The sequence below is a fragment of the Mesorhizobium sp. NZP2077 genome, assembly GCF_013170805.1.
GTDB lineage: Bacteria > Pseudomonadota > Alphaproteobacteria > Rhizobiales > Rhizobiaceae > Mesorhizobium.
The window spans coordinates 2,915,381-2,936,842 of record NZ_CP051293.1 but is presented as its reverse complement, the minus strand read 5'-3'; the positions used below and the strand labels follow the sequence as shown (position 1 = coordinate 2,936,842).

The following is a 21,462-nucleotide window of genomic DNA, read 5'->3' as shown; positions in this document are numbered from 1 at the left end:
GAATTTGAACAAAAATGAATATTATTATACTGATGCGCCATAGTTAATAGACGGATCCTTATTTAAGTGCTTAGTTAATATGTCATCAGCTTTTGCACGGGCGCTGGTGCTTGAGAGCGCATAACATTCTCCCGCCCAAGCGGGAGCTATGCCGTGACAGTCAACCGGCCAAACATGTTTTCGGGAATTCCCATCGAGCGAAATGACGGCACCATTTCGGTGCTTTGTACACTTCCGCAAATGGCCGACGCATTGGCAGACGACTGGCCGTCCAATGGTCCCATGTTTCTGGCGGCACTTGCCGCCCTGGTGGGGGAGCGGGTGGGATGCTGCAGCACAAGGGAGGTCCACAGGGCTTTCATTGCGGCCGCCGTCGAAGCCGATTGTCTTCCCGAAAGCTACATGAAGGAGTGAACGCGAAATGCCCCTCACCCTGCGCACGACACTTTGCGAAACGAGAGACGCGCTGCACGTGCTGCGACGGGCTTTGTTTGTCCGCGGGCATATCGAAGCCATGGAAGAGATCGATTCCCTCATGGGCGTCGCGGAAGACAAGGCAGTCCACGCGATCGGCACCATCGACCGGGCGGAGATAAGAAAGCCTGTCCTGGTGGCGGTCGCATATCCGGTAGAGCCGGCAGGTATTGTTCTGCCGATTGCGCAGCCGAAGAACCTTGGCGAGCTTCGGGAACAGGGCATGGGCCTCAGCATGTATTGCGGCAGTGCACGCTGCGGTCATCTGCGTTCGCTGGACCTCGATGGCCTGATCGAGACCTACGGAACCCACTATGATTTCAACACCGAAAGGCGGCTGGCATCGAAGCTCGTCTGCAAACGGTGCCAGCATGTCGGAGGGAGATTGGTCGTCGTTTCCGACAAAGGCCCCGCTATTGAAGACCGGGCGACAGGCTGAACCTCTGAGCCGCTCCCGCTTTTCGTGCGGACGGAACCTCTTGGCCGACAGCCCGTTCCTGTCTGCGCCTCGGAAGCCCCCCGGCCGAAAAAGGCGCCGGAAAGTTAGTCAAGCAACTTTTCATTGAGCCCGCCACTGACCCCTCGGTGGCGGGCTTACATTTGTCGGTTTCGTACCAAGACTCGCTATCCGATTGTCGGAAGCGTACCGTCTTCTTGTCGCTGGCCACTGAACGGGCGCTGGCGCTTGAGAGTGTACATCGTACTCCCGCCCTGAGCGAGTTGAGACGATGAACGACGACACCGATAGCCCGGTCTCCGCCCTCGATTTCCATACCCTTCGCAGCGCCTTCAAAAGTCTGGTCGCCGAAGGTTTGCTGCCTGAAGCCATATGGGTACGCCATGCCGAGGAAATGGTCAGGGACCTGACCGGATCGCGTGTTGTCGACCCCGAGATTATCCTTCAGATCATCCGCAAGTGACGCCCCGGACGCATTGACAAGTACAGTCAATTGCCGCTCAGGCGGCCCGGCCAAACTCGTTATGGACGATGTCGAGAAGCAGGCCGTCATTGTCCCAACCGACAGGCTCTTTCAGCCGCCAATCGCCCCCCGAGCGGTCGAACACGATCGGTGCCGAATAGAGCTGGGCGAAGCCAAGCACCAGCCGTTCGGCGTCGGCGAAAGACAGGTCGCCGTGGCGGTCGGCCAGTTGCGCGGCCAGGACCGGAACGTTGACGATTCCAAACTCGTAGATTGTCTTGACCAAAGTGTAATTCAGGTCGTCGCGCAGTTCGATCGGGTAATTATGCATGGCAAACTCCTGTCCGCAGGACTGGATTTTCCCTCACTTTCACCATGCGCCGGGCGCTTCGTTAAGGCAAGACAAATCTCAACAAATTATTAATAAAATCAATCAGTTAGTATGTTTAGCCTGTGACGCAACAGAGGCACTTTGAGTAGCTGATGCAACAAATGTATTTGGCTACCTCGGAACCAAATGGGCCATTGGCAGATTGTGAGGCACATACGTCACTTACTCATTCGGCTCACCGGCTGGATTGCCTTGAGAAGGAGGCCATGATGACCGACAATCTTGAACGCCCCGAACGGCTGCAAGTCATGCTGAACGCAGAGGAATTCGCGGCGCTCGACACATGGCGTTTCGACAAGCGCATGCCGAGCCGCGCGGCCGCCGTGCGGGAGCTGCTGCGCCGCGGCCTGGCCGCGGAAGGCTTTCTGCATGCCAACAGCGGCACGCGTTCAGCCGACTTCGGGCTTCTGAGCGGCGAACAGGGCGCCGGCAAGACCAAGCGTGCGGATGGGTGAGGATATCAGCCTATCGCGTCGACGGCGGCGTGACAGCGTCCGCCGGGGCTTCGAAGTTTAAAACCTCGATCAGCATTTCGGCAGGTGCGGTCAGGCCCCCAAGGGTGGCACGTATGCCTAATGTCACCGCAACAAGATGATCTTCAACGTTACCGTCGTCCTTCGCGAGCCCGGCAGCCGGATGCTTGCGGATGATCCACTCGATGAAGCCGGTATCGACGTGAAGGCTGCCGGTGAGATCGCGCATCATCGCAGTGGCGTGTTCCACCCATTGCGCTTCCGGCAGTTGCAGTTCGGCAATCGATGTCTTGAAGGCCTTCCGCAAAATGTGGGAATCGTGAGCGGATATCACGCCGCCGGGGTCGGGTTCGTCGTCCATCGCTGATCTCCGCGCAGGGCGGGAGTACACGGCACTCTCAAGCACCAGCGCCCGTTTCGTGGCCGGTAACACTTGATCTCTAAGGTGATCGTGCGCGCGCGCAACAACAAATGTGATGTCGTTTTCGTACTGAACAACTCAGCCATGCGGCTAAATGGTTTTGCATGGGGATGTCAGTCAATCTGGTATCTTGGCATGGCGTTGTTCCTTGGCCGCTTCACCAGCTCGGCAACGGTTTGGAACTCGATCGCTGCAAATGGGGTTGAGACACATGTGCAATGATTACGAACAGCATGTAGCGTGGGCTGAATATTGCCGGATGATGGAGTCCCTGGCGCTTCGAATACCCAGCCATCAGACCGAACTCGACCTGCACCAGGCCGACGACATTCGCATCAACGACCCGGCGCCCATAATGCGCGCCGCCGCCGGCAGCAACGCTATCGAGCTCTCTTCGATGACGTTCGGGTTTCCACCGGCCGGCCCCAAAGGCGGACCAGTATTCAACTTCCGCTCCGAAGGCCGGCAATTCGCAAACAGCAAACGTTGTCTTGTGCCGGCATCCGGATTCTTCGAATTCACCGGCGCGAAATATCCGAAGGCGAAACATCGCTTTACGCTCAACGGCGCGCCGTTTCTGGCCATCGCCGGGCTGTGGCGTGAAGCCGTCGGCAACAAGCCACCCACTTTTACCATGCTGACGACGGATCCCGGGCCGGACATCGCGCCCTATCACAACCGCCAGGTCGTGGTTCTACGGCCTGAGAACTGGGAAGCCTGGATCGCTCTGACCAGGCCCGAGGCCGAACTGTTGCGCCCGCTTCCGGCAGGGTCGCTTCTGGTGGAAACCGTGCGCCCCGAAAGCGGATGACTGCACAGACCATTAGCCGGACGGCCGCCAGGCCGGTGTGGCTCTGTTGCCCGTTGCGAACGAAATAACGATCTTTGTCCTGACAGGCACTTGACGGGAGAGGAATATTTTCCTCATTTCAGCCATGCCTGAGCAACCAGATAAATGGCCGAAGGGGATGCCGTGGACCCTTATGCATGCCCATGACGCCGGGCAGGTCGCGCGCATCCGCTGCGGCCATTGCAACATCAAGCGTTTCTACAAGCCCAAGGAACTTCGCGAGGTCATCGGCAATGTGAGCATCGAAGACGTCAGGGCCAAGGTTCGCTGCGAAAAATGCGGGCGCAAGGAATCAATGAACGCGGAACTGTTCCACCCCGTCGGGCAAGAGGCGGTGACCATACGGTTCAGGCGTCTGGTCGAAATCAGATGGGAAAAGCGAGTCATCTGGAAAGACGAATGAGCAATCAGTGAAAACAGCAAATGTGATGTCGTTTTCGTACCGAATCCCGGCTGCCGGAACATTTTCTTTCGGTCCGCATTTTCAGTGCCACCGAAGCAAAGGAGAGAAATGCCGTGGCCCGACTGCCCCAGGACAAGGACCGGATTGACCGCGCCACCCGCGAGTCCCAAACGATCATTGACCTGGAACGCCAGGCGCGTGAAGCCAAAACCGCTCGGCTGCGCGAGCAGCGGCTTTCGGCGGAAGCGCTTGCCTCAGCCAAGGCCACCCCGAAACGCAAGCCCATCGGCCGCAAAACGACGGGCAAAACTAGCGACGTGCGGTGAGTATGTGCTCGACGCTGTATTCGAACACGCTGCCCTCGCCTTCGTCGATCACCCTGAACCAGTGGCTCTGCAAGGCTTGCGTCGAAATCGCCTTGCCGGTGATTTTGCGCAGCGCCTCAAGAGCGTTTGCAGCACTGGCGACATGCGAAGCCGAAAGCTCATCTCCGTCCATCTCGTCGATCTGGTATGTCGGCATGGTTGGCCTCCTTCTCCTTGTGCACAACTTCGGGAGGTTGCCTAAGTTCCTGGAACAAAACCCCTTTCACGAACTTGCAGGCATCAGGGGCGCTGGTGAACATCAGGAGCGTTGGCGGGCAGCATGAACAAAATCCTTTTCGTCGCCGCCGATTTCCTGTCTCGCCCGCCGGGCTTTTACGTCATGATCGTCGCCATGGTGGTGTGCACCGCCCTGGTGCCTTTCGGCCTGACAAACGCCGTCACCTATGCGCTGTCGGTCGCCGCCATCGTCATCACCGGGGTCGTCCTGATCCAGGGCTATCGCGACACCGCCGCCATCCACGCCAAGCTCGACGAGATCATCGTCGCGCTGAACGACACCAGAACGATGTTGTCGGGCTGGAACATGCCGACCCGAAGGAGATCAAGGCCAAGCTTGAGAAGCTCGAGGAAGAGGCGGCGCGAACCAGCGTGGAACAGGCATAGCCAGACCACGCTACATGCGCGTGATCCACTCCAGGATGTCTGGATCGATCTCGTCAAGTTCGGTCAATTCGCGCCAGCAGTCTTGCATTGGCGCCTATCCCTTTCGGCGACGCGTCTTTCCACGACCGATCGTCTGAAGGCACCGCGAACGATCTCGCATTCGAGCGCCGTTACGCTTTTGCCTGAATGGTCTTGTGCCATTGCAGCCTCCGCAATGGCGGGAGCACCCGAGTTGGATGATCGAGATCGATACGCTCATGCAGGTCGCACAGGCGGAAAACCGACAAGCGGATTGCGGCCCTGGAACGGGCCGCTGGTTTGTCCTAAACCGCAAGCCGTGGCGGGCTTTTCAGGCATCCCTTTCGGCAAATCCCCGGGACCAAACCGAGCACACGCCCACAGACGTTAGATCGTTTAGCCGGCGGATTTTCAGCGCCATCCTCGCAGGCAGGCCTCTGCGCGAAATGTCGGTTTTGTACCAACGGTGAATTGGTACGTTTCCGACACTAACTTTGACGTCGATCTTTTCGTATGCGAGCGGCAGTGGGGGACGCCGTGCATCGAATTCCAGACTGTATTCGTAGGTTTCTTCGTTCAAAGCCCCTATATCTAGCCAATCGTCGGCACGTTGATACGGGCGCGGACGGCTGGGAGATCGGATGGCTCTTGCCCTGCATGGGGCCGAGCTATGACTAGACCTGATCTCGACCGAAACCATCAATACCGAAACCAGCTGCTGCTGCGTATGAGCGCGGATGATCTGGCGTTGCTGGAGCCGCATATGCAGCGCTGCGAATTGCCGTTGCGCATGATGCTTGTCACGCCCGATGTCCCGATCGAGGCGGTCTATTTTCTCGAACAGGGCATTGGCTCGGTTGTCGCCAGGACGGCGAGCGGCCACGAGGCGGAGGTCGGCTTCATCGGCTTCGAAGGCATGACCGGAACCGCCCTGGTGATGGGCGATAATCGTTCGGCGCATGCATGCTTCGTACAGCTCGAAGGCGAAGCTATCCGCATCGATGCCGCGCCTTTCAAGGCAGCCCTTGCGGCAAGCCCGACCTTGCGCCTGTTCCTCCTGCGTTTCGTCAACGCCCTGCACACCCAGGCCGGCTGTACGGCGCTGGTCAACGCAAGGCTGAAACTCGAGGAGCGGCTGGCGCGCTGGCTGCTGATGTGCGACGACCGTGTGCCCGGCGAACGCCTGGCCATCACCCACGAATTCCTCTCCATCATGCTTGGCGTGCGGCGGCCCGGCGTCACAGTCGCCTTGCAATTGCTGGAAGGCCGCGCGCTGATCCGCTCGCGCCGCGGCGAGATCGTCATTCGCGACCGCGCCGGGCTGCTGGAACTCGCCAATGGCGGTTACGGCGAGCCCGAAGCCGAATATATCAGGCTGATCGGAACGATCACGCCAGGCTGATCGGCAAGATCATGCCAGGCTGATCGGCGAGATCGCCTCCCGCTGATCGGTGAAATGGGCGGCGGCTTTGGCTTCACTCATCGTTGTCGGGCTTTGGCGCCCGCAGCCCCTGGTCGGGTACGGCGCCACTGCTGCCGCGGTCGATGTCCTTTGTCACGTCGAAGACAGGCCGCCCCGGTCGCGGATAGGCAGGCATGCTGATCTGGTGCCACAATCCGTCGAACTCTTCCGCCGTGCCCGGATGCTCGAAGAATGGCACGCGCGGATCGAGCGGCGTCACGTCGAGGCGCTGCCCGGTCCGGGGATTCTCGACGATCACATGCTTGTCGAGAATGTCGCCTGGGGACATCAGCCAGCCGCGCACCACCCGCCAGTCCGGATGCTCGACGACAAAATCATTGCTGTTCTCATGTGCGTCGTAGCCGTCCATCGGAGACGAACCCAACCTGGCATATTTGTAGCGGATCAAGACCGCTGATTTGCTGCCGGTGCGAAGTCTGGCGAAAAGGCTCAAGGCAGGCGCCTCACACGCGTTGCTGCCTTGCCTGCGTCCGGCTTGGCGGCCCTTGCCTGGAAGTGCGCGACAGCGCCGCTTCCGCCGGCGGGCGCATCCCTGCCGACGGGCATGCCCGCATGCTCCAGGTCGGCGAGCTTGCACTTCGTCTGTTCGGCCGCCGCGCCGATCAGGCAATCGATGGCGAACATGGCGCCGGCGTGATCGCTTGCCGCGACCGCCTGGCGGATCTTGTTTAGTTGAGCGTGAGTATAGTCGAGAAGATCGATCAGCTCTGCATGGTCCAAAGCACTCTCCATCATTCGATGTCGAGAGGCCGATCCAGGTCGCTCTTCGTCCTAAATTACGCCCATTCGCATGACTTGCATAGGCGATATGTAAGAAACGTACAGTTCCACGCCTCGGGGCCGCGGCCGCGCTGGCGACCAGTATTCGATCGGCCCAATTTCGATCGGATCGGCCAACGGTCCCAGGTGCATTGGCCAAAGGTCCCATTCGTCAAACCGTCGCAATGTGCGAGATTGCCGAGATATAAGCAATTGCTGAACAACGGTCCGAACGGCTGTCGGGGGGCGTGTCGTGCCAATCCGCAAGAATCTTGCCGCGAATCTCAGGCGGCTCGTCGGTGGCCATCCGTCGGTCGCCGCCGTGTGCCGCGAGCTCGGCATCAACCGCTCCCAGTTCGAGCGCTACCTGCAGGGGCAGACCGTGCCCAACCGGGCGACGGCAAGGCTCATCTGCGGTTATTTCCGTATCGATGAGGACGAGCTGTACCGCACGCCGGCGACTGTTCCTCCCAAGCATCTCGCCCAATCGCCGATACCCCAGGCGCTCTACGAAAACATGGTGCGCGGCCCCGCTCCCGCCATCGCCGGCGGCACCTACTTCACCTACTTCACGGTTCCGGACCGTCCCGACCTCCTGATGCGGTCGGTCACCTTCGTGCGGCGCGACACCGAGCTGGTGACCTTCAGGCGCGTCACCCGCTGGGCCGAGGGCCATCGCCAGGGCGGAGCGCGCGTGCCCGGCTGGCATTATGGCGTTGCGATCTCGCGGCTGAACTGGATCTATTTCGCCGGCATCAACCGTCGCCAGACCAGGGAGCCGTCGGTCATGGCCGTGCAATGGGCGCCCTTCTCGGAACCGGTGCTGATCGGCAGCGCCTTCGTTCTGACCAGTTCCGGACCAGCTAGCGTGTCGGTCATCATGCGCCAGGAAACCGGCAGGATCAGCCTTAGGCACGCGCTGCAGATGTCCGGGGTCGTCAGCCTCGACGACCCCCGTCTCGACCAGCTTGTGGCCAGCCTTGTGCACGAAGGCCACGGGATTCCAGAGAGAGTGTGAAGCGGTTTCCCCAGGGAATTGCGTCAAGCAAGACGCAGCGGTTCGGCGTTTCCGTGAAACGATGAACCGCTTAGAATGGCATCCCCGCCAGACAAGGCGCCGGGAACAACGGGGATTCGTGATGCTCAACAGCTTCGACTATGGCGGCAAGGAAGCCGACACGGTGCACGCACTCGAGGAGGACATCATCTTCGGCCGGCTGGCGCCCGGCACGCGCCTGGTCGAGGATGTGCTGCTCGCCCGCTTCCCGGTCTCGCGTCACACCATCCGCCAGGCGCTCTACCAGCTGGAAAAACTCGGCATCGTCACGCGCGAGCGCAACAAGGGCGCCATGGTGCGCCGGCTCTCGCCCGACGAGGTGCGCCAGATCTACGAGGTGCGCGAAATGCTGCAGCGCCAGGCGGCGCTGATGATCCCGCTTCCGGTCAGCGACGAACTGGTCGCACAATTGGCCGACATTCACCGCACCTACAGCGGCCATGTCGACAATGGCTATCTCAGAGGCATCCACGAGGCCAATGACCGTTTCCATCTCACAATGTTCTCGGCCTGCGGCAACGCCTATCTCGTCTCCTCGATCGAGCATTACATGCGGCTCAGCCTGCCCGTGCGGGCCAATTCATTGGCCGACCGCGAAAAGCTCGACGTCTCGCGCCAACACCACGCAATGATGATCGAGGCGCTGAAGCGCAGGGACAATTGGGTGCTGGCGCAGCTCTGCGTCGACCATCTGCAGCCGAGCAAGGTGTTTTATCTCCAGGAGATCGAGACGGCGCCGACGCCCTGAAGCGACGGTCTTGCGCCGAACACTATCTGACCTTGATGACGACCTTGCCCTTGGCGCGCCCCGCTTCGACGTAGGCCAGTGCCTCGTTGGTCTTCTCGAACGGAAAAGTCCGATCGATGACGGGGCGTATGATGCCGGATTCGATCAGCGAGGTGATCTCGCCCAGCTGCTCGCCCTGCGCCGACATGAACAGGAACTGATATCCGACACCGGCGCGTCTGGCCTTGCTGCGTATGCTGCGGCTCAGCAGGCGCAGGATCAGCTTCAGGACGATGTTCAGCCCCTGCTTGCTGGCAAATGCCGGATCCGGCGGACCGGAGATGGAGATGAGTTTCCCGCCCGGCTTCAGCATATGCAGGGACTTTTCGAGCGTTTTGGCGTCCTGGCTGTTCAGGACGACGTCGTAGCCTTGCAGGATTTTCTCGAAATCGTCTTTCTTGTAGTCGATGACGATATCGGCTCCGAGACCTTTCACCAGATCGGCATTGGCCGCGCTCGCTGTCGTCGCGACGGTCGCGCCGAGATGCTTCGCCAACTGGATGGCGAAGGTCCCCACGCCGCCCGAGCCGGCCTGGATGAACACCTTCTGACCTTTCTTCAGCCCGGCTGCTTCGACCAGCACCTGCCAGACGGTCAGGCCCACCAACGGAATCGAGGCGGCTTCTTCCATGCTGAGGTTTTTGGGCTTCAGCGCCACGTCGGCCTCATCGATAGCGATGAATTCGGCGAACGTGCCGATCCGCCCATCGCGCGACCGCGCATAGACTTCGTCACCGGGCTTGAATTTGCGGACTTTCGATCCGGCCCGCACGACGATCCCCGCCACGTCGTGGCCCAGGATGAAGGGCGGGCGATAGGGCAAAATCAGCTTGAACTCCCCATCCCGGAGTTTGGAATCGAGAAGGTTCACCCCGGCGGCGTGAATTTCGACCAGGACATCATTGTCCCGCAACTCAGGCTCCGGCATCTCGGCGAGCCGCAGCGCGCCCTTCTTTTGATACTTGTCGACAACAAAGGCTTTCATCATGGTCACTTTCTAAAAATGATCTCGGTGGCCGGCACGAACAGCGAAGGCGCAAGGCATCGTCGGTCCCACTTGGGGATGCGCCGGACAAGATCGGCGATGTTGCTGTTATATCCGCGGCGTCGTTCAGACGGGCAGGCGAAATTGTTTGCGCAAGATTTTGTCGAACATCGCGGCCGGCGCGAACCGGCGCAGCATGCTGACCTGCCGCGCTGCCTTGCCGGCGGTGTAGCGCCGCAGCGGATGCCGGTCGGTCGCCGCCCGCAGAACCACCTTCGCCACCACATCAGGCAGATCGGCCTTGGGCATCACCTCGCGAAGCAGTGCCTGGAAGCCGGCCCGCGCCTCATCATATTCCTTCAGGGTGGAGTCGGGCTCGAATCCGTTCTGGTCGAACACGGTGCGCACGAATGCCGGTTCGATAACCGAAACGCGGATGTTGAAGGCGCGAACCTCATGGTCGAGCGATTCCGAATAGCCTTCAAGCGCGTGCTTGACGGCCGAATAATGTGCCGAATACGGCGCCGGGACCACCCCCAGGATCGAGCCGATATTGACGATACGCCCCTCGCCCAGCCGCCGCATCGACGGCAACACCGCGTGCGTCATACGCATGACGCCGAACAGGTTGACGTCGAACAAGGCCTTGGACTGCGAGACGGATGACTCTTCCGCGCCTCCCAACAGCCCGACACCGGCATTATTAACCAGAAGGTCTATCCGGCCGGTCCTGCCGAGGACAGTCGAGACCAGGGACGCGACGGACGCGTCGTCGGTCACGTCGCAAGCCAGCATCGATACACCGTTCGAACTCTGGTTGGATGCCTTGCGGCTGGTGCCGAAGACCGTGAAGCCGGCGCGTGCCAAAGTCTCGGCGATGGCTCGGCCAATGCCTGAGGAGGCGCCGGTCACAACAGCGGTCTTTCCCGAATTCCGGTTCATTGTTAAGGCTCCAAACATAAGAGGTCTTGCCTGCGGTCGGCGGTTGAATTATGGTCGTAATATCACATTACGATCATAATGCAATAGGGAAACGAGAAGGAGCCATCATGCGCTACGACAAGGGCCGGAAGGACGCATCACGCAGCCGGATCATGGAGGTCGCTTCGCACCGCTTCCGAGGTGACGGCATCGCCGCGTCCGGACTGGCCAGCATTATGAGCGACGCCGGGATGACGAATGGCGCCTTCTATCCGCACTTCCAGTCCAAGGCCGACCTCGTGCGCGAGAGCATGGCATCGGCACTGGAGATCCAGTCGCAGCAATTGCAGCAGGCACTGGCCTCAGGCGGCCTGGAACTGGCCATGGCGATGTATCTGTCGCCCGAGCACCGGGATCATCCGGAGATTGGCTGTGCTTCCGCCGCGCTGTTGCCGGAAATCGCCCGTCAACCGCCCGAGACGCGTGCGCTCTACACTGAAAAGCTGCTGACCCTGGTGCACCAATTGGCCAAGGACCTGCCGCCGCACACCCGCGATCCCGAAAGCGTGGCGTTGGGCGTCTTCGCCGCGCTCATCGGCGCCCTGCAAATGGCCCGCGCGGTGGAAGGAACGGAATTGTCGGACCGCATCCTGGCGGCGGGCGCGGATGCGGCGCGCGCGCTGACCCAGCCGCAGCAGAAGAAGCATCCTAGAGCTGCTGGCGAACAGCCATCGCCCTGAAACCTCGGCGATGGATATCGAGGTCAGAACCGGCCGGCGGCGAAAGGCGCAAGTCTTTCGCTGTTGGGCCGCCGGTCGGCGATGAGATCGCCAACCAGCCGCGCGGTGACGGCCGAGAGCGTCAAGCCGAGATGGCCGTGGCCGAAGGCGTAGATAATGTTCGGATTGCCGGGCGACGGGCCGATGACGGGCCTCGAATCCGGCAGCGACGGCCGAAAGCCCAGCCATTTTGACGAGGGCTGGCCGAGCGCGGGGAAGAACTGGCGCACGCCGCGATCGAGCAGCGCCAATCGGCGCGGATTGGGTGGCGCGGCCTGGCGGCCGAGTTCCACCGTGCCGGCGACGCGCAGCCGGCCGGCCATCGGCGTCATGTAGAAGCCGAGATCGACCGGGCACACCGGACGCGTCAGCACCGGCGCCGGCGTGGCGAATTCGAGGTGGTAGCCGCGCTCGGTTTCGAGCGGGATGCGGTCGCCGGCCTGTGCCGCCAGCGGGCGTGAGAACGCGCCGGCGGCAATCACCACCTTGCCGGCGCGCAGGAGCAGGTCCGGACCGCTGAGTTCGACGCCGCCGGCATCGGCCCGCAGCCCCGTCACCTCGCCCCGCAGCAAGGCGGCACCCCGGTCTGTCGCAGCCTTGAGCAGCCGCGCCATCATGGCCTGGGGATCGGTCAGGTTCATCGATTGCGGAAAAAACAGTCCGCCGCCCTGCACAGCCGGCAGGTTCGGTTCCAGCGCGGCCACTTCGCTGGCGTTCAGCACCGCCTGGTCGACGCCGAATTCGGCGCGCAAGGCGCGGCTCGACGCGCCGCGGGCAAGATCGCCCGGACGACGATAAAGATAGAGGCAGCCATTGCGGCGCAGCAGATCCCCGGCCTCGGCCTCATCAGCCATCTCCTCCCAGGCCGGCAGGGAATCGGCCAGCAGGCCGGCCATCGCCACGGCGTTGGCATGGGTGGCGGCCGGCAGTGATTGCCTGACGAACCGCAGCAGCCAGGGCGCCAGATGCAGCAGCGCCGTCCAGCGCAGCGAAAACGGGCTGTCGGCGTCGAGAAGCAGTTTCGGCAGCGCGCGCAGCACGGCCGGATTGCCGACCGGCATGCAGGCATATTCGGCCAGCGTGCCGGCATTGCCAAACGAGGCGCCCGAGCCCGGCTCGTTGGGATCGATGAGCACGACTTCGCAGCCGTCGCTGGCTAGGCGTAGCGCCGTCGCCAGCCCGACCACGCCAGCGCCGATGACGGCGATCTCGACGTTTTTCTCTGTCACCCTGTGATTTCCTGACCTCAGACAAAACCCGGCAGTTGCAGATGCCCGGCCGATAGCAGCTCCGCCATGGTGGTCAGCGCGGTGCGCAGATCGTCCTGCGAGCGCGCCGCACCGACATTGATGCGCACGCCGTGCTGGACCGGCTCGCGGCCGACGGCGAAGGCATCGCCCGGCAAAAGGGCCACGCCGCGCTCCAGGCAGGTGCGGGCAAAGCCGGCGCCGCGCCAAGGCTCGGGCAGCCGCAGCCAGGCATGGGTGGCGCTCGGCTGGCTCTGGACATCGTAGCGGCCGAGGATTTCGCCGAGGATCGCCTGGCGCTGGCGCAACTCGTGTTTCTGCACCTCGATGATGCGCTGGGCCGACCCGTCCTCGATCATCCGCGCGCCGATCAGCGCCGTCAGCGGGCTGATGCTCCAGCAATTGATGCGCAGCGCCGCCGCGACCTGGCCGGCAATGGCGCGCGGCGCGATGACGAAGCCGAGCCGCAGACCGGGCGCCAGGCATTTCGACAGCGCGCCGACATGCACCGTCAGCTCCGGCTCCAGGCTGGCGAAGGAAGGCAAGGCCTCGTCGGCCAGCGGCCGGTAGACGTCATCCTCGATGATCAGCACATTGTGGCGGCGCGCGACAGCCGCAAGCTCATGACGGCGCGCTTCGCTCAGCGTAATGGTCGTCGGGTTGTGCAGCGTCGGCACCAGGAACACCGCGCGGGGGCGCAGTTGCGCGCAGGCGGCGTCGAAAGCATCCGGCCGCATGCCGCCGCGATCCATGGCGACGCCCCTGAGATCGAGCCCATGCACGCGGCAGAGCGCGTTGATACCCTGATAGGTCACCTCGTCGGCCAGCACCACCTCGCCCTGCCGGGTAACCGCGCCAAGCAGGCAGTCGAGCCCGTGCTGGGCGCCGGCCGCCAGCACCACGCGGCCGGGGTCGCCGTCACCGGCAACCGGCTTCAGCCAGTCGGCGACGGCCGTGCGCGCCCACAGCGGCCCTTCCGGCGGATGGTAGTCCTGCAGCGAGGCATAGTGCGGATCCCTGGGCAGGCGCGGCAACAGCGCCGCCAACGCGTCGAGATAGGCCGAGGTGGCCGGCCGATTGACCGAAAGGTCGATGATGCCGCTCTCGTCGCTCGGCGCCGAGACGAAACCGGGCCGCTCGCCGGCCTGCCTGGCCGCCACCGTCGTGCCCCGCCCCGGCCGCGCCTCCAGCAGGCCGCGCTGCTGCAGCGTCGCCAGCGCCCGCGTCACCGTGGTGACGTTGATGCCGAGCGCGCGCGCTATGTCGCGCTGCGGCGGCAGCCGGTCGCCGACCGCCAGCGTACCCGCACTGATGCGCTCGGCGATCGCGTCGGCCAGACGGCGATAGACCGGACTTTCATCCTCGGTAAGGCGGAGATCACTGAGCATGGTGGATGGATTCGGGGCTTCGGCGTTGTCGTGGGCTTAGCATAAGACAATTCGCCGGACAATAGCGCTTGTGTGACTTCAATTTGACTCTCTCTCTGTCCGAAAATATCACACAATCACACCAAATACCGGCTTGACGCCCAAAGTTGTATGCATCTATGCTCGATTTCGGATAGATTGTGTGAGCATACAAGTTTGAGTGACCCGCAGAGATGCGGGCATCCAATGGGACGGAACCATGCATCACAAGCCGCATAGTGTTTCAGACCGCCGCATGAGCGGCATGCTTCGGGACGGCACCCGATGAGCGCCGGTCTCGCCCTGGCCTCAACGGCGCCCGCCGCCGGCCCGGCTTTCGTCGATTTCGTCGATGTCGAGAAATCCTACGACGGCCGCGCCTTCGCGGTGACACGGCTGAACCTCGGCGTTGCGCGCGGCGAATTCCTGACCCTGCTCGGCCCTTCCGGTTCGGGCAAGACGACGACGCTCAATATGCTGGCCGGTTTCGAACGGCCGACCGGCGGCACCATCACGCTGGAAGGCAAGCCGGTCGACCGGCTGCCGCCCTACCAGCGCAACATCGGCATGGTCTTCCAGAACTACGCGCTGTTTCCGCATATGAGCGTCGAGGAGAACGTCGCCTTCCCGCTCTCAGTCCGCCAGGTGAGCAAGGCCGACATTGCCGGCCGCGTCGGCCGCGCGTTGGACATGGTGCGGCTGAAGCAATTTGGCGACCGCAGGCCGGCGCAGCTTTCGGGCGGCCAGCAGCAGCGCGTGGCGCTGGCCCGCGCGCTGGTGTTCGAGCCGAGCCTGGTGCTGATGGACGAGCCGCTCGGCGCGCTCGACAAGAAGCTGCGCGAACACATGCAGCTCGAGATCAAGCAGATCCACACCATGCTCGGCGTCACCATCGTCTACGTCACCCATGACCAAAGCGAGGCGCTGACCATGTCGGACCGCGTCGCCGTCTTCAACAATGGCGCCATCGCCCAGCTCGGCTCGCCCGACGATCTCTACAACGCCCCGCAAAGCTCCTTCGTGGCGAGCTTCATCGGCGAAAACAACACGCTGGAAGGCGTCGTCGACCGCGTCTCCGGCCAGGAATGCCGCGTCAAGCTGAATGGCGGCGGCGAGCTCACCGCGCTCGCCATCGGCGTGGCGCAAGGTGCGGCCTGCCACGTCGCCATCCGCCCGGAGCGGCTGAGCCTGACGCCGGCGGGCGGCAACGCCCTGCCCGCCACGGTCGACGGCCGCATCTACCTCGGCGACCATCTGCGCCTGCTGGCCAGGCTCGGCAACGACCAGGTGCTGACCGTCAAGGTCGGCCCCGAAGCGACCATGGCCAATGGCGAGGCCGTCACGGTGTCCTGCGCACCCCAGGACTGCCGCGCCTTTCCTGCCGATGCCGCGGCGGGCGCTGCCAACACAGGTCCATCCTGAACCAACCAAAACAGGTCCATCTCAAAAACAGGGGAAGAAAAATGAAAATCGCAAAGACCCGGCTGCTCGTATTCACGGCAGCCACCGCACTTTTCTCCATCGGTAACGCCGCCTTCGCCGATGAACGTCGATCATGGCCAGCGGCGGCGCCTGGCAGGATGCCCAGCGCAAGGCCTGGTTCGAGCCGTTCAGCAAGGAGACCGGCGCCAAGATTCTCGAGCAGGAATATCTCGGCGATCTCGGCAAGGTCAAAGCCATGGTCGACACCGGCAACGTGCCGATCGACCTGGTGACGGTCGAAACGGCAACCGTGCTGCAGGGCTGCGACGCCGGCATTCTGGAGCGCCTCGACTATTCCAAGATCGGCCCGCGTGACAAATTCATCGAAGGCTCGGCGCTCGATTGCGGTGTCGGCCTCGATGCTTACGGTGACATCCTCGCCTATGACCCGACCGTGCTGAAGGAAGCGCCGACCTCCGTGCTCGACCTTTTCGACACCAAGAAATTCCCGGGCAAGCGCGCCATGCGCAAATTCCCGGCGCAGAACCTCGAATGGGCGCTGATGGCCGATGGCGTCGCCCCCGCCGACGTCTACAAGGTGCTGGCTACCCCCGAAGGCGTCGACCGCGCTTTCAAGAAACTCGACACCATCAAGAAGGACATCGTCTGGTGGGATGCCGGCGCGCAGCCGGCGCAGTTGCTGGCCTCGCAGGAAGTGGTGATGACCACCGCCTGGAACGGCCGCATCCAGAACGCCATCGACACCGACAAGAAGCCGTTCAAGATCGTCTGGAACAACCAGATCCTCGAATACGACATGATCGCCATTCCGAAGGGCGCCAAGAACCCCGAGCTTGCCTACAAATACCTCGCCTATATCTCGAAGCCTGAAAACAACGCCAAGCTCGCCAGCTACATCACCTACGGGCCGGTGCGCACGGATGCGGCCTCCTTCGTCGCGGCCGAGGCCTTGCCCAAACTGCCCAATGCGCCCGACCATCTGGCCGGCGCCTATCTCGTCGCCGACACCGAGTTCTGGGGCGACTACGGCGAGGACCTGGTCAAGCGCTTCAACGCCTGGCTGGCGCAGTAGGGCTGATATGTCGGCGCTGCAGCCCAGCGAACTCGACCGGCCCGCGCTGGCCCGCGGCCGGTCAGCCGCCGACGCCGACCAGAAATCGGTGTCGGCGGCGCTGCGGCGCGCCGAATTCGGCGACCGGCTGCGCACGCTCGCGCTGGCTGCCCCCCTGCTCCTGCTCCTCGCCTTGAGCTTCGGCATCCCGATCGTGCTGTTGCTGTCGCGCGCCGTCTACGACCCGACCATCGCCGATGCCTTGCCGCGCACCAGCCAGGCGCTCGGCGGTTGGAACGGCCAGGGCCTGCCCGGTGACGCCGCCTTCATCGCGCTCGCCGCCGACCTCAGCGACAGCCAGGCCAAGGGCACCGCTTATGAACTGGCCAAGGGGCTCAACGCCCGCCTGCCCGGCGCCCGCAGCCAGGTGCTGAAGACGGTGCGCCAACTCGAAGGCGCCGGCGGCAAGCCGCCGCTCGACATCATGAAATCCGTGCCCTTCTGGTCGGCCCCAGGCACCTGGCCGGTGATCGCCAACGGCACCCATGCGATCACCTCGTTCTATCTCCTCAGCGCGCTAGACCTCAGATGGAACGCCGATGGCGGCATCGAGCGCGTGCCGCCCGAACAGGCGATCTTCCTGCAAGTGTTCGCGCGTACCTTCTTCGTCGCTGCCGCCGTCACGCTCGCCACCTTGCTGCTCGGCTTCCCCTTGGCCTATCTCATATCGAGCGTGCCGAAGGGGCTGGCAGCGATCCTGATCGTCGCGGTGCTGCTGCCGTTCTGGACCTCGATCCTGGTGCGCACCGCCGCGTGGACGGTGCTCTTGCAGAAATTCGGCCTGGTCAACGACCTGCTGCTGTGGCTCGGCATCGCCTCCGAACGGCTCGACCTGATGTACAGCCGCATCGGCCTGATCATCGCCATGACCCATATCCAGCTGCCGTTTACGCTGCTGCCGATCTACTCCGTCATGCGCACCATCGCGCCCTCGCAGATGAAGGCCGCCTATTCGCTCGGCGCAAAACCGTTCACCGCGTTTCGGCGGGTCTACCTGCCGCAGGTTTTCCCGGGCGTGATGGCCGGCTGCCTGCTCACCTTCATCCTGTGCCTCGGCTACTACATCACCCCGGCCCTGATCGGCGGCGCCAGCGACCAGCTGATCAGCAATTTCATCGCCAACTACGTCAATGTCGAACTGAACTGGGAGATGGCGGCGGCACTGAGCTTCATCCTGCTCGTCTTCACGCTGGCTCTGTTCGGCATCTTCGCCCGGATCCTCGGCCTCGACCGCCTGAAGATGGTGTAGCCATGCTGCTCTCGCCCTACCCCACCCCAGGTGAACGCATCCGCATAGCGCTGCTCTGGCTGTGGTGCGGACTGGTCATCCTGTTCCTGCTGGTGCCGATCCTGATCCCGGTGCCGCTCTCCTTCAACAGCGGCGCCTTCTTCATCTTCCCGCTCGAAGGCCTGTCGACGCGCTGGTACGAGGTGGTGCTGGGCACGCAGCGTTGGCAATCGGCGATCGGCAACAGCCTGATCGTCGCCTTTGGCACGACGCTGATCGCCACCACGCTGGGCACGCTGACGGCCATCGCTCTCTCCAACGAGAAATTTCCCGGCCGCCGCCTCGTCATGCCGCTGCTGCTGTCGCCGCTGATCGTGCCTGTCGTCATCACCGCCGTCGGCTCGTATCTGTTCTACGCCCGCGTCGGCCTCGCCAGCACCTATGCCGGGATCATCCTGGCGCATACCGCACTTGCCAGCCCGTTCGTCGTCGTCACTGTCGGCGCCAGCCTCACCGGCTTCGACCGCAATCTGATGCGCGCCGCCGCCATCTCCGGCGCCAAACCGTTGACATCATTCTTCCGCGTGATGCTGCCGCTGATCCTGCCCGGTGTGCTTTCGGGTGCTGCCTTCGCCTTCGTCACCTCCTTCGACGAGGTGGTGGTGGTGCAGTTCCTGGCCAGTGCCGGCCAGCGCACCATGCCGCTCGAAATGTTCATCGGCCTGCGTGAAAAGCTCTCGCCGGCCATCACCGCCGCCGCGACGCTGATGATGGCGCTGTCGATCGTTCTTCTGGTGGTGGCAAACCTTCTCGCACGGCGCGGCCAGGGCCGCCGGGCTGGAAGCGGCTGAGCTTCAACAGCCATCGGCAATCCCGGCAGAAAAAAGTGAAACTTTTTGCGTGCCGCTCTCGTTGCTGCTGGCATCGCCTTCCCAAGGCGATCGCAGACCTCCGATCATGCCCCGCCGGTCCTGCCGGTGGGGCCTTTTTTTTGACGCCGCCGGCGGGAACGATCGCGGTGCCGGGAATTTTTTCAAATCGCCGGACACTGCGACGTCCCGCCAACTTGCGATTCGCATTGGCAGCAGGTTGTCGCGCGTCCATACTTCGACAGACAAGCGTTGCTTTTGTCGGGGGGAGGATCATTGAGAAATGGAAGCAGTCAGGCACAAGCGCGGCTTCTTCGGTTGGTTTTTCCTGCTCCTGTTCATCGGCTTCAACATCGTGATGCTGTGGGCCGCCGATGTCGGCATGGGCGCCGCGGACAAGCTGCCGGGCTTGAGCAGCAACGTCGTCAGCCTCGGCGTCGACCTCGGCGCTGCCATCGGCATCGTCGCCTTTGTGGCATGCTGGGTGGTGGGCTTCCTGCTGCTCGGCCTGCTGGCCTACCTGACGCGCGGCCGCAAGGTCATCGAGCCGACCCCGTAAGGCCCTCGCACCAGGCGGCGCCCGCCAGAGTCACGGCGCGATGGCCAGCGTCACGCGGTTGTGGCGCACCAGTTCCTCATGGCTCGACAGCTTCATCAGCCGTGCCTCGTCGAGAACCTCGAAATGCCGGGGCTCATGGATCCTGATGATGTTGAGGCTGCTCATTTTCCGCATGGTCCTGCCGATGGTCTCCACCGTCGTGCCGAGATAGGCCGCCATGTCGCTGCGGCTGATGGGGATGCTGACCAGCAAGCGTCCGGTCGGCGTCAACGTACAGGCCTCGGTACGCCGGCACAGCATCAACAGGAAGCTTGCGACCAAAGCGCTGACGGAGGGGCTGTCGAGAAGCACCATCCAGTCGCGCGCCGCGTCGATCTCGTCGAGGCTGTCGTGCATCCATTCCCGGCCTAGCTGCGGAAATCGCCCGGACAGGCTTTCGAAGGCGCCGCGCTCGAAACAGCAGACGATGGCGTCGGACGCCGCCCCGATCGCCACCCTTGAGGGACCCGTGAGGGCCCTGCCGAAAAAGTCCGAAGGCATCAAGAGACCGACCAGCCGGCGCCGTCCGTCGCCGATGGTTGTTTGAATGCGCAGCATGCCCGACAAGACATTGCCGACAAAAGCCACGTCTTCGCCCTCGGCCTGCACGGTCTCGCCCCTGCGGAAGGCGCGCAGATACGAGATAGCCGCAAGTTCGCCGCGCAATTCCTTGCTGAAGTGGCCACATGACGATGCCTGGCGGACAGCGCACGGCTCACAGAGCGGCTGGATGGATGGGCTTTGCATGCATCTCCTCCGATGCGTTGAAACCGCGGCGGCCAATAACCGCCGGAGGCCCCGCCCTGAAGGCGACTGCGCCTCGTCGATGAGCTTCCGCGAATAAGCGTTCGGCACTTTGATCTGGATCAAAATTGACGCGAATCGCACGCAATAATCGCGCGGGCGCCAGAAGGGTCCGGGCGGTCTTGCCGGCGCATGGCTCTCGCGGCAATAATCCATCACCCCCGGAGAACACCGATGTCGCTCAGCCCCTTGCTCCATGCTTCGCCGGTCATCCAGCTCCATGCGCTGATCGCCATCGCCGCGCTGCTGCTCGGCGCCATGCAGCTCTGGCGCACCAAGGGCGACCGGCTGCACCGGGCGCTTGGCCGTGTCTGGGTGGCGCTGATGGCGGCGGTTGCCGGCTCCGGCCTGTTCATTTGGACGATCCGGCTGTGGGGGCCGTTCAGCCCGATCCACCTTCTGTCGCTGTTGGTGCTGGTGATGCTGTGGCGCGGCGTGCGGGCCGCGCGCGGCGGCAACATTGCCGCCCACCGCCGCATCATGCAGGGCACCTACATTTTCGGCCTGGTCATTACCGGGCTTTTGACCTTCATCCCCGGCCGCGCCATGTATGCCGTCGCCTTCGGCCCGCAAGGCGCGACGCAACAGAAGCTGTCGGTGTTTGCCGCTTTGGTCGTGGCGGCGGCAGTCGTAGGCCTTTACGCCAGGCGGAGTGCGAAGGCGGCAGGCTGAGCGCCGCCCTCTTGTTGAGCTGCGAATCCCGGCCGGCTTATACCGGCTTTCCTGACACGGCAACGATCGCGGTGACGCGGGAGAGCCGCTCGCGCTTGCGCAGCGTCGGCTTTTCGTAGGTCTTCTTCATGATATCCCCTTGCCCAAGTGATGGGCCGAGATTGCACCATGGACCTATTGCGTCAAGCCGCGGCCGAGATATCAGCGCGGTGCAGGCGGCCGGAAATGCCGCCCTGTTGCATTGTCACCACGAACGGCCGGCGAAAAGGCTCCACGCACGCTCAGATCGGACCGGACGCCACGAAGGCGACGACGCCGGACAGCTTCTCGCGCTTCACCAGAACCGGCTTTATTTTACATTACACACTGCGAAA

At 63.1% G+C, this 21,462-nt stretch carries 26 protein-coding genes and 2 pseudogenes; 18 read left to right on the top strand and 10 right to left on the bottom strand.

The window, feature by feature from the left end; translation table 11 throughout:
* The first annotated feature begins 153 nt into the window (after positions 1 to 153).
* The 3 genes from HGP13_RS14565 (at position 154) to HGP13_RS14555 (ending at position 1,394) form a co-directional block, all read left to right on the top strand.
* Positions 154 to 414 carry a DUF982 domain-containing protein gene (locus HGP13_RS14565; protein WP_172226414.1) on the top strand — a complete coding sequence of 87 codons (261 nt, stop codon included), beginning with the start codon at positions 154 to 156 and terminating at the stop codon, positions 412 to 414.
* A 7-nt stretch (positions 415 to 421) separates the two neighbouring features.
* The gene (locus HGP13_RS14560) at positions 422 to 913 is read left to right on the top strand and encodes a hypothetical protein (RefSeq protein ID WP_172226412.1); all 492 of its coding nucleotides are present in this window, start codon (positions 422 to 424) and stop codon (positions 911 to 913) included.
* A 289-nt stretch (positions 914 to 1,202) separates the two neighbouring features.
* Positions 1,203 to 1,394, top strand: a complete 192-nt coding sequence (locus HGP13_RS14555; protein WP_172226409.1) for a hypothetical protein — start codon at positions 1,203 to 1,205, stop codon at positions 1,392 to 1,394.
* Positions 1,395 to 1,431: 37 nt separating this feature from the next.
* Here the strand turns inward: HGP13_RS14555 and HGP13_RS14550 are convergent, their stop codons facing one another.
* Positions 1,432 to 1,725: a hypothetical protein gene (locus tag HGP13_RS14550; RefSeq protein WP_172226406.1), complete on the bottom strand. Its 294-nt coding sequence runs from the start codon at positions 1,723 to 1,725 to the stop codon at positions 1,432 to 1,434.
* Positions 1,726 to 1,994: 269 nt separating this feature from the next.
* Here HGP13_RS14550 and HGP13_RS14545 point away from each other — a divergent pair, with 269 nt between their 5' ends.
* Complete coding sequence (locus HGP13_RS14545) at positions 1,995 to 2,240, top strand: hypothetical protein (protein ID WP_172234709.1); 246 nt, start codon at positions 1,995 to 1,997, stop codon at positions 2,238 to 2,240.
* A gap of 10 nt (positions 2,241 to 2,250) precedes the next feature.
* Here HGP13_RS14545 and HGP13_RS14540 read toward each other — a convergent pair whose 3' ends face one another.
* Positions 2,251 to 2,619 (bottom strand): hypothetical protein, encoded by a 369-nt coding sequence (locus HGP13_RS14540; protein ID WP_172226403.1) that lies wholly within the window; start codon positions 2,617 to 2,619, stop codon positions 2,251 to 2,253.
* Positions 2,620 to 2,890: 271 nt separating this feature from the next.
* Between HGP13_RS14540 and HGP13_RS14535 the strand changes: the two genes are divergently transcribed.
* From HGP13_RS14535 to HGP13_RS14525, 3 genes are all read left to right on the top strand, one after another.
* Positions 2,891 to 3,490, top strand: coding sequence for an SOS response-associated peptidase (locus tag HGP13_RS14535; RefSeq protein ID WP_172234708.1), 600 nt, complete (start codon positions 2,891 to 2,893; stop codon positions 3,488 to 3,490).
* Positions 3,491 to 3,647: 157 nt separating this feature from the next.
* Positions 3,648 to 3,932: a hypothetical protein gene (locus tag HGP13_RS14530; RefSeq protein ID WP_172226400.1), complete on the top strand. Its 285-nt coding sequence runs from the start codon at positions 3,648 to 3,650 to the stop codon at positions 3,930 to 3,932.
* A gap of 113 nt (positions 3,933 to 4,045) precedes the next feature.
* On the top strand, positions 4,046 to 4,258 hold the full coding sequence (locus HGP13_RS14525; RefSeq protein ID WP_172226397.1) for a hypothetical protein: 213 nt from the start codon (positions 4,046 to 4,048) through the stop codon (positions 4,256 to 4,258).
* Here HGP13_RS14525 and HGP13_RS14520 read toward each other — a convergent pair.
* The gene (locus HGP13_RS14520) at positions 4,242 to 4,454 is read right to left on the bottom strand and encodes a hypothetical protein (RefSeq protein WP_172226394.1); all 213 of its coding nucleotides are present in this window, start codon (positions 4,452 to 4,454) and stop codon (positions 4,242 to 4,244) included. The two genes, HGP13_RS14525 and HGP13_RS14520, sit on opposite strands and share 17 nt — an antisense overlap.
* Positions 4,455 to 4,577: 123 nt before the next feature.
* Here HGP13_RS14520 and HGP13_RS14515 point away from each other — a divergent pair.
* Both HGP13_RS14515 and HGP13_RS14510 read left to right on the top strand, forming a co-directional pair.
* Positions 4,578 to 4,921 (top strand): annotated as a pseudogene (locus HGP13_RS14515) (low affinity iron permease family protein).
* Positions 4,922 to 5,609: 688 nt separating this feature from the next.
* Positions 5,610 to 6,341 (top strand): Crp/Fnr family transcriptional regulator, encoded by a 732-nt coding sequence (locus HGP13_RS14510; RefSeq protein ID WP_172226391.1) that lies wholly within the window; start codon positions 5,610 to 5,612, stop codon positions 6,339 to 6,341.
* A gap of 73 nt (positions 6,342 to 6,414) precedes the next feature.
* Here the strand turns inward: HGP13_RS14510 and HGP13_RS14505 are convergent, their stop codons facing one another.
* Together HGP13_RS14505 and HGP13_RS14500 are read right to left on the bottom strand one after the other, a co-directional pair.
* Positions 6,415 to 6,855, bottom strand: coding sequence for a hypothetical protein (locus HGP13_RS14505; RefSeq protein WP_172226388.1), 441 nt, complete (start codon positions 6,853 to 6,855; stop codon positions 6,415 to 6,417).
* Positions 6,852 to 7,142, bottom strand: a complete 291-nt coding sequence (locus tag HGP13_RS14500) for a hypothetical protein (RefSeq protein ID WP_172226385.1) — start codon at positions 7,140 to 7,142, stop codon at positions 6,852 to 6,854. Before HGP13_RS14500 ends, HGP13_RS14505 begins: the two co-directional genes overlap by 4 nt.
* A 292-nt stretch (positions 7,143 to 7,434) precedes the next feature.
* Here HGP13_RS14500 and HGP13_RS14495 point away from each other — a divergent pair, with 292 nt between their 5' ends.
* Together HGP13_RS14495 and HGP13_RS14490 are read left to right on the top strand one after the other, a co-directional pair.
* Positions 7,435 to 8,199, top strand: coding sequence for a helix-turn-helix transcriptional regulator (locus HGP13_RS14495; RefSeq protein WP_172226382.1), 765 nt, complete (start codon positions 7,435 to 7,437; stop codon positions 8,197 to 8,199).
* 121 nt (positions 8,200 to 8,320) lie between these two features.
* Positions 8,321 to 8,986, top strand: coding sequence for a GntR family transcriptional regulator (locus HGP13_RS14490; RefSeq protein WP_172226379.1), 666 nt, complete (start codon positions 8,321 to 8,323; stop codon positions 8,984 to 8,986).
* 22 nt (positions 8,987 to 9,008) lie between these two features.
* Here the strand turns inward: HGP13_RS14490 and HGP13_RS14485 are convergent, their stop codons facing one another.
* A complete protein-coding gene (locus tag HGP13_RS14485) occupies positions 9,009 to 10,010 on the bottom strand; it encodes an NADP-dependent oxidoreductase (protein ID WP_172234707.1) in 1,002 nt (333 codons plus the stop codon).
* 126 nt (positions 10,011 to 10,136) lie between these two features.
* Positions 10,137 to 10,952, bottom strand: a complete 816-nt coding sequence (locus HGP13_RS14480) for an oxidoreductase (RefSeq protein ID WP_172226376.1) — start codon at positions 10,950 to 10,952, stop codon at positions 10,137 to 10,139.
* A gap of 107 nt (positions 10,953 to 11,059) precedes the next feature.
* Between HGP13_RS14480 and HGP13_RS14475 the strand changes: the two genes are divergently transcribed.
* Positions 11,060 to 11,671 carry a TetR/AcrR family transcriptional regulator gene (locus HGP13_RS14475; protein ID WP_172226373.1) on the top strand — a complete coding sequence of 204 codons (612 nt, stop codon included), beginning with the start codon at positions 11,060 to 11,062 and terminating at the stop codon, positions 11,669 to 11,671.
* Positions 11,672 to 11,694: 23 nt separating this feature from the next.
* Here HGP13_RS14475 and HGP13_RS14470 read toward each other — a convergent pair whose 3' ends face one another.
* Together HGP13_RS14470 and HGP13_RS14465 are read right to left on the bottom strand one after the other, a co-directional pair.
* Positions 11,695 to 12,939, bottom strand: coding sequence for an FAD-dependent oxidoreductase (locus HGP13_RS14470; protein WP_172226370.1), 1,245 nt, complete (start codon positions 12,937 to 12,939; stop codon positions 11,695 to 11,697).
* A 17-nt stretch (positions 12,940 to 12,956) separates the two neighbouring features.
* Positions 12,957 to 14,345 (bottom strand): PLP-dependent aminotransferase family protein, encoded by a 1,389-nt coding sequence (locus tag HGP13_RS14465; protein WP_172226367.1) that lies wholly within the window; start codon positions 14,343 to 14,345, stop codon positions 12,957 to 12,959.
* A 303-nt stretch (positions 14,346 to 14,648) separates the two neighbouring features.
* Here HGP13_RS14465 and HGP13_RS14460 point away from each other — a divergent pair, with 303 nt between their 5' ends.
* From HGP13_RS14460 to HGP13_RS14440, 5 genes and pseudogenes are all read left to right on the top strand, one after another.
* Positions 14,649 to 15,785, top strand: a complete 1,137-nt coding sequence (locus tag HGP13_RS14460; protein WP_172226364.1) for an ABC transporter ATP-binding protein — start codon at positions 14,649 to 14,651, stop codon at positions 15,783 to 15,785.
* 41 nt (positions 15,786 to 15,826) lie between these two features.
* Positions 15,827 to 16,878: pseudogene (locus HGP13_RS14455) on the top strand (ABC transporter substrate-binding protein).
* A 7-nt stretch (positions 16,879 to 16,885) separates the two neighbouring features.
* Positions 16,886 to 18,166 (top strand): ABC transporter permease, encoded by a 1,281-nt coding sequence (locus HGP13_RS14450; protein WP_172226361.1) that lies wholly within the window; start codon positions 16,886 to 16,888, stop codon positions 18,164 to 18,166.
* Between the two features lie 2 nt (positions 18,167 to 18,168).
* Positions 18,169 to 18,996 carry an ABC transporter permease gene (locus tag HGP13_RS14445; protein ID WP_172226358.1) on the top strand — a complete coding sequence of 276 codons (828 nt, stop codon included), beginning with the start codon at positions 18,169 to 18,171 and terminating at the stop codon, positions 18,994 to 18,996.
* 301 nt (positions 18,997 to 19,297) lie between these two features.
* The gene (locus tag HGP13_RS14440) at positions 19,298 to 19,573 is read left to right on the top strand and encodes a hypothetical protein (RefSeq protein ID WP_172226355.1); all 276 of its coding nucleotides are present in this window, start codon (positions 19,298 to 19,300) and stop codon (positions 19,571 to 19,573) included.
* A 30-nt stretch (positions 19,574 to 19,603) separates the two neighbouring features.
* On the opposite strand, the gene HGP13_RS14435 is transcribed toward HGP13_RS14440, so the two are convergent.
* Entirely contained in the window at positions 19,604 to 20,359 is a 756-nt protein-coding gene (locus tag HGP13_RS14435) for a Crp/Fnr family transcriptional regulator (RefSeq protein WP_172226352.1), read from the bottom strand.
* A gap of 231 nt (positions 20,360 to 20,590) precedes the next feature.
* On the opposite strand from HGP13_RS14435, the gene HGP13_RS14430 reads away from it, so the two are divergent.
* Positions 20,591 to 21,088 carry a DUF2306 domain-containing protein gene (locus HGP13_RS14430; protein WP_172226349.1) on the top strand — a complete coding sequence of 166 codons (498 nt, stop codon included), beginning with the start codon at positions 20,591 to 20,593 and terminating at the stop codon, positions 21,086 to 21,088.
* Positions 21,089 to 21,462 lie beyond the last annotated feature (374 nt).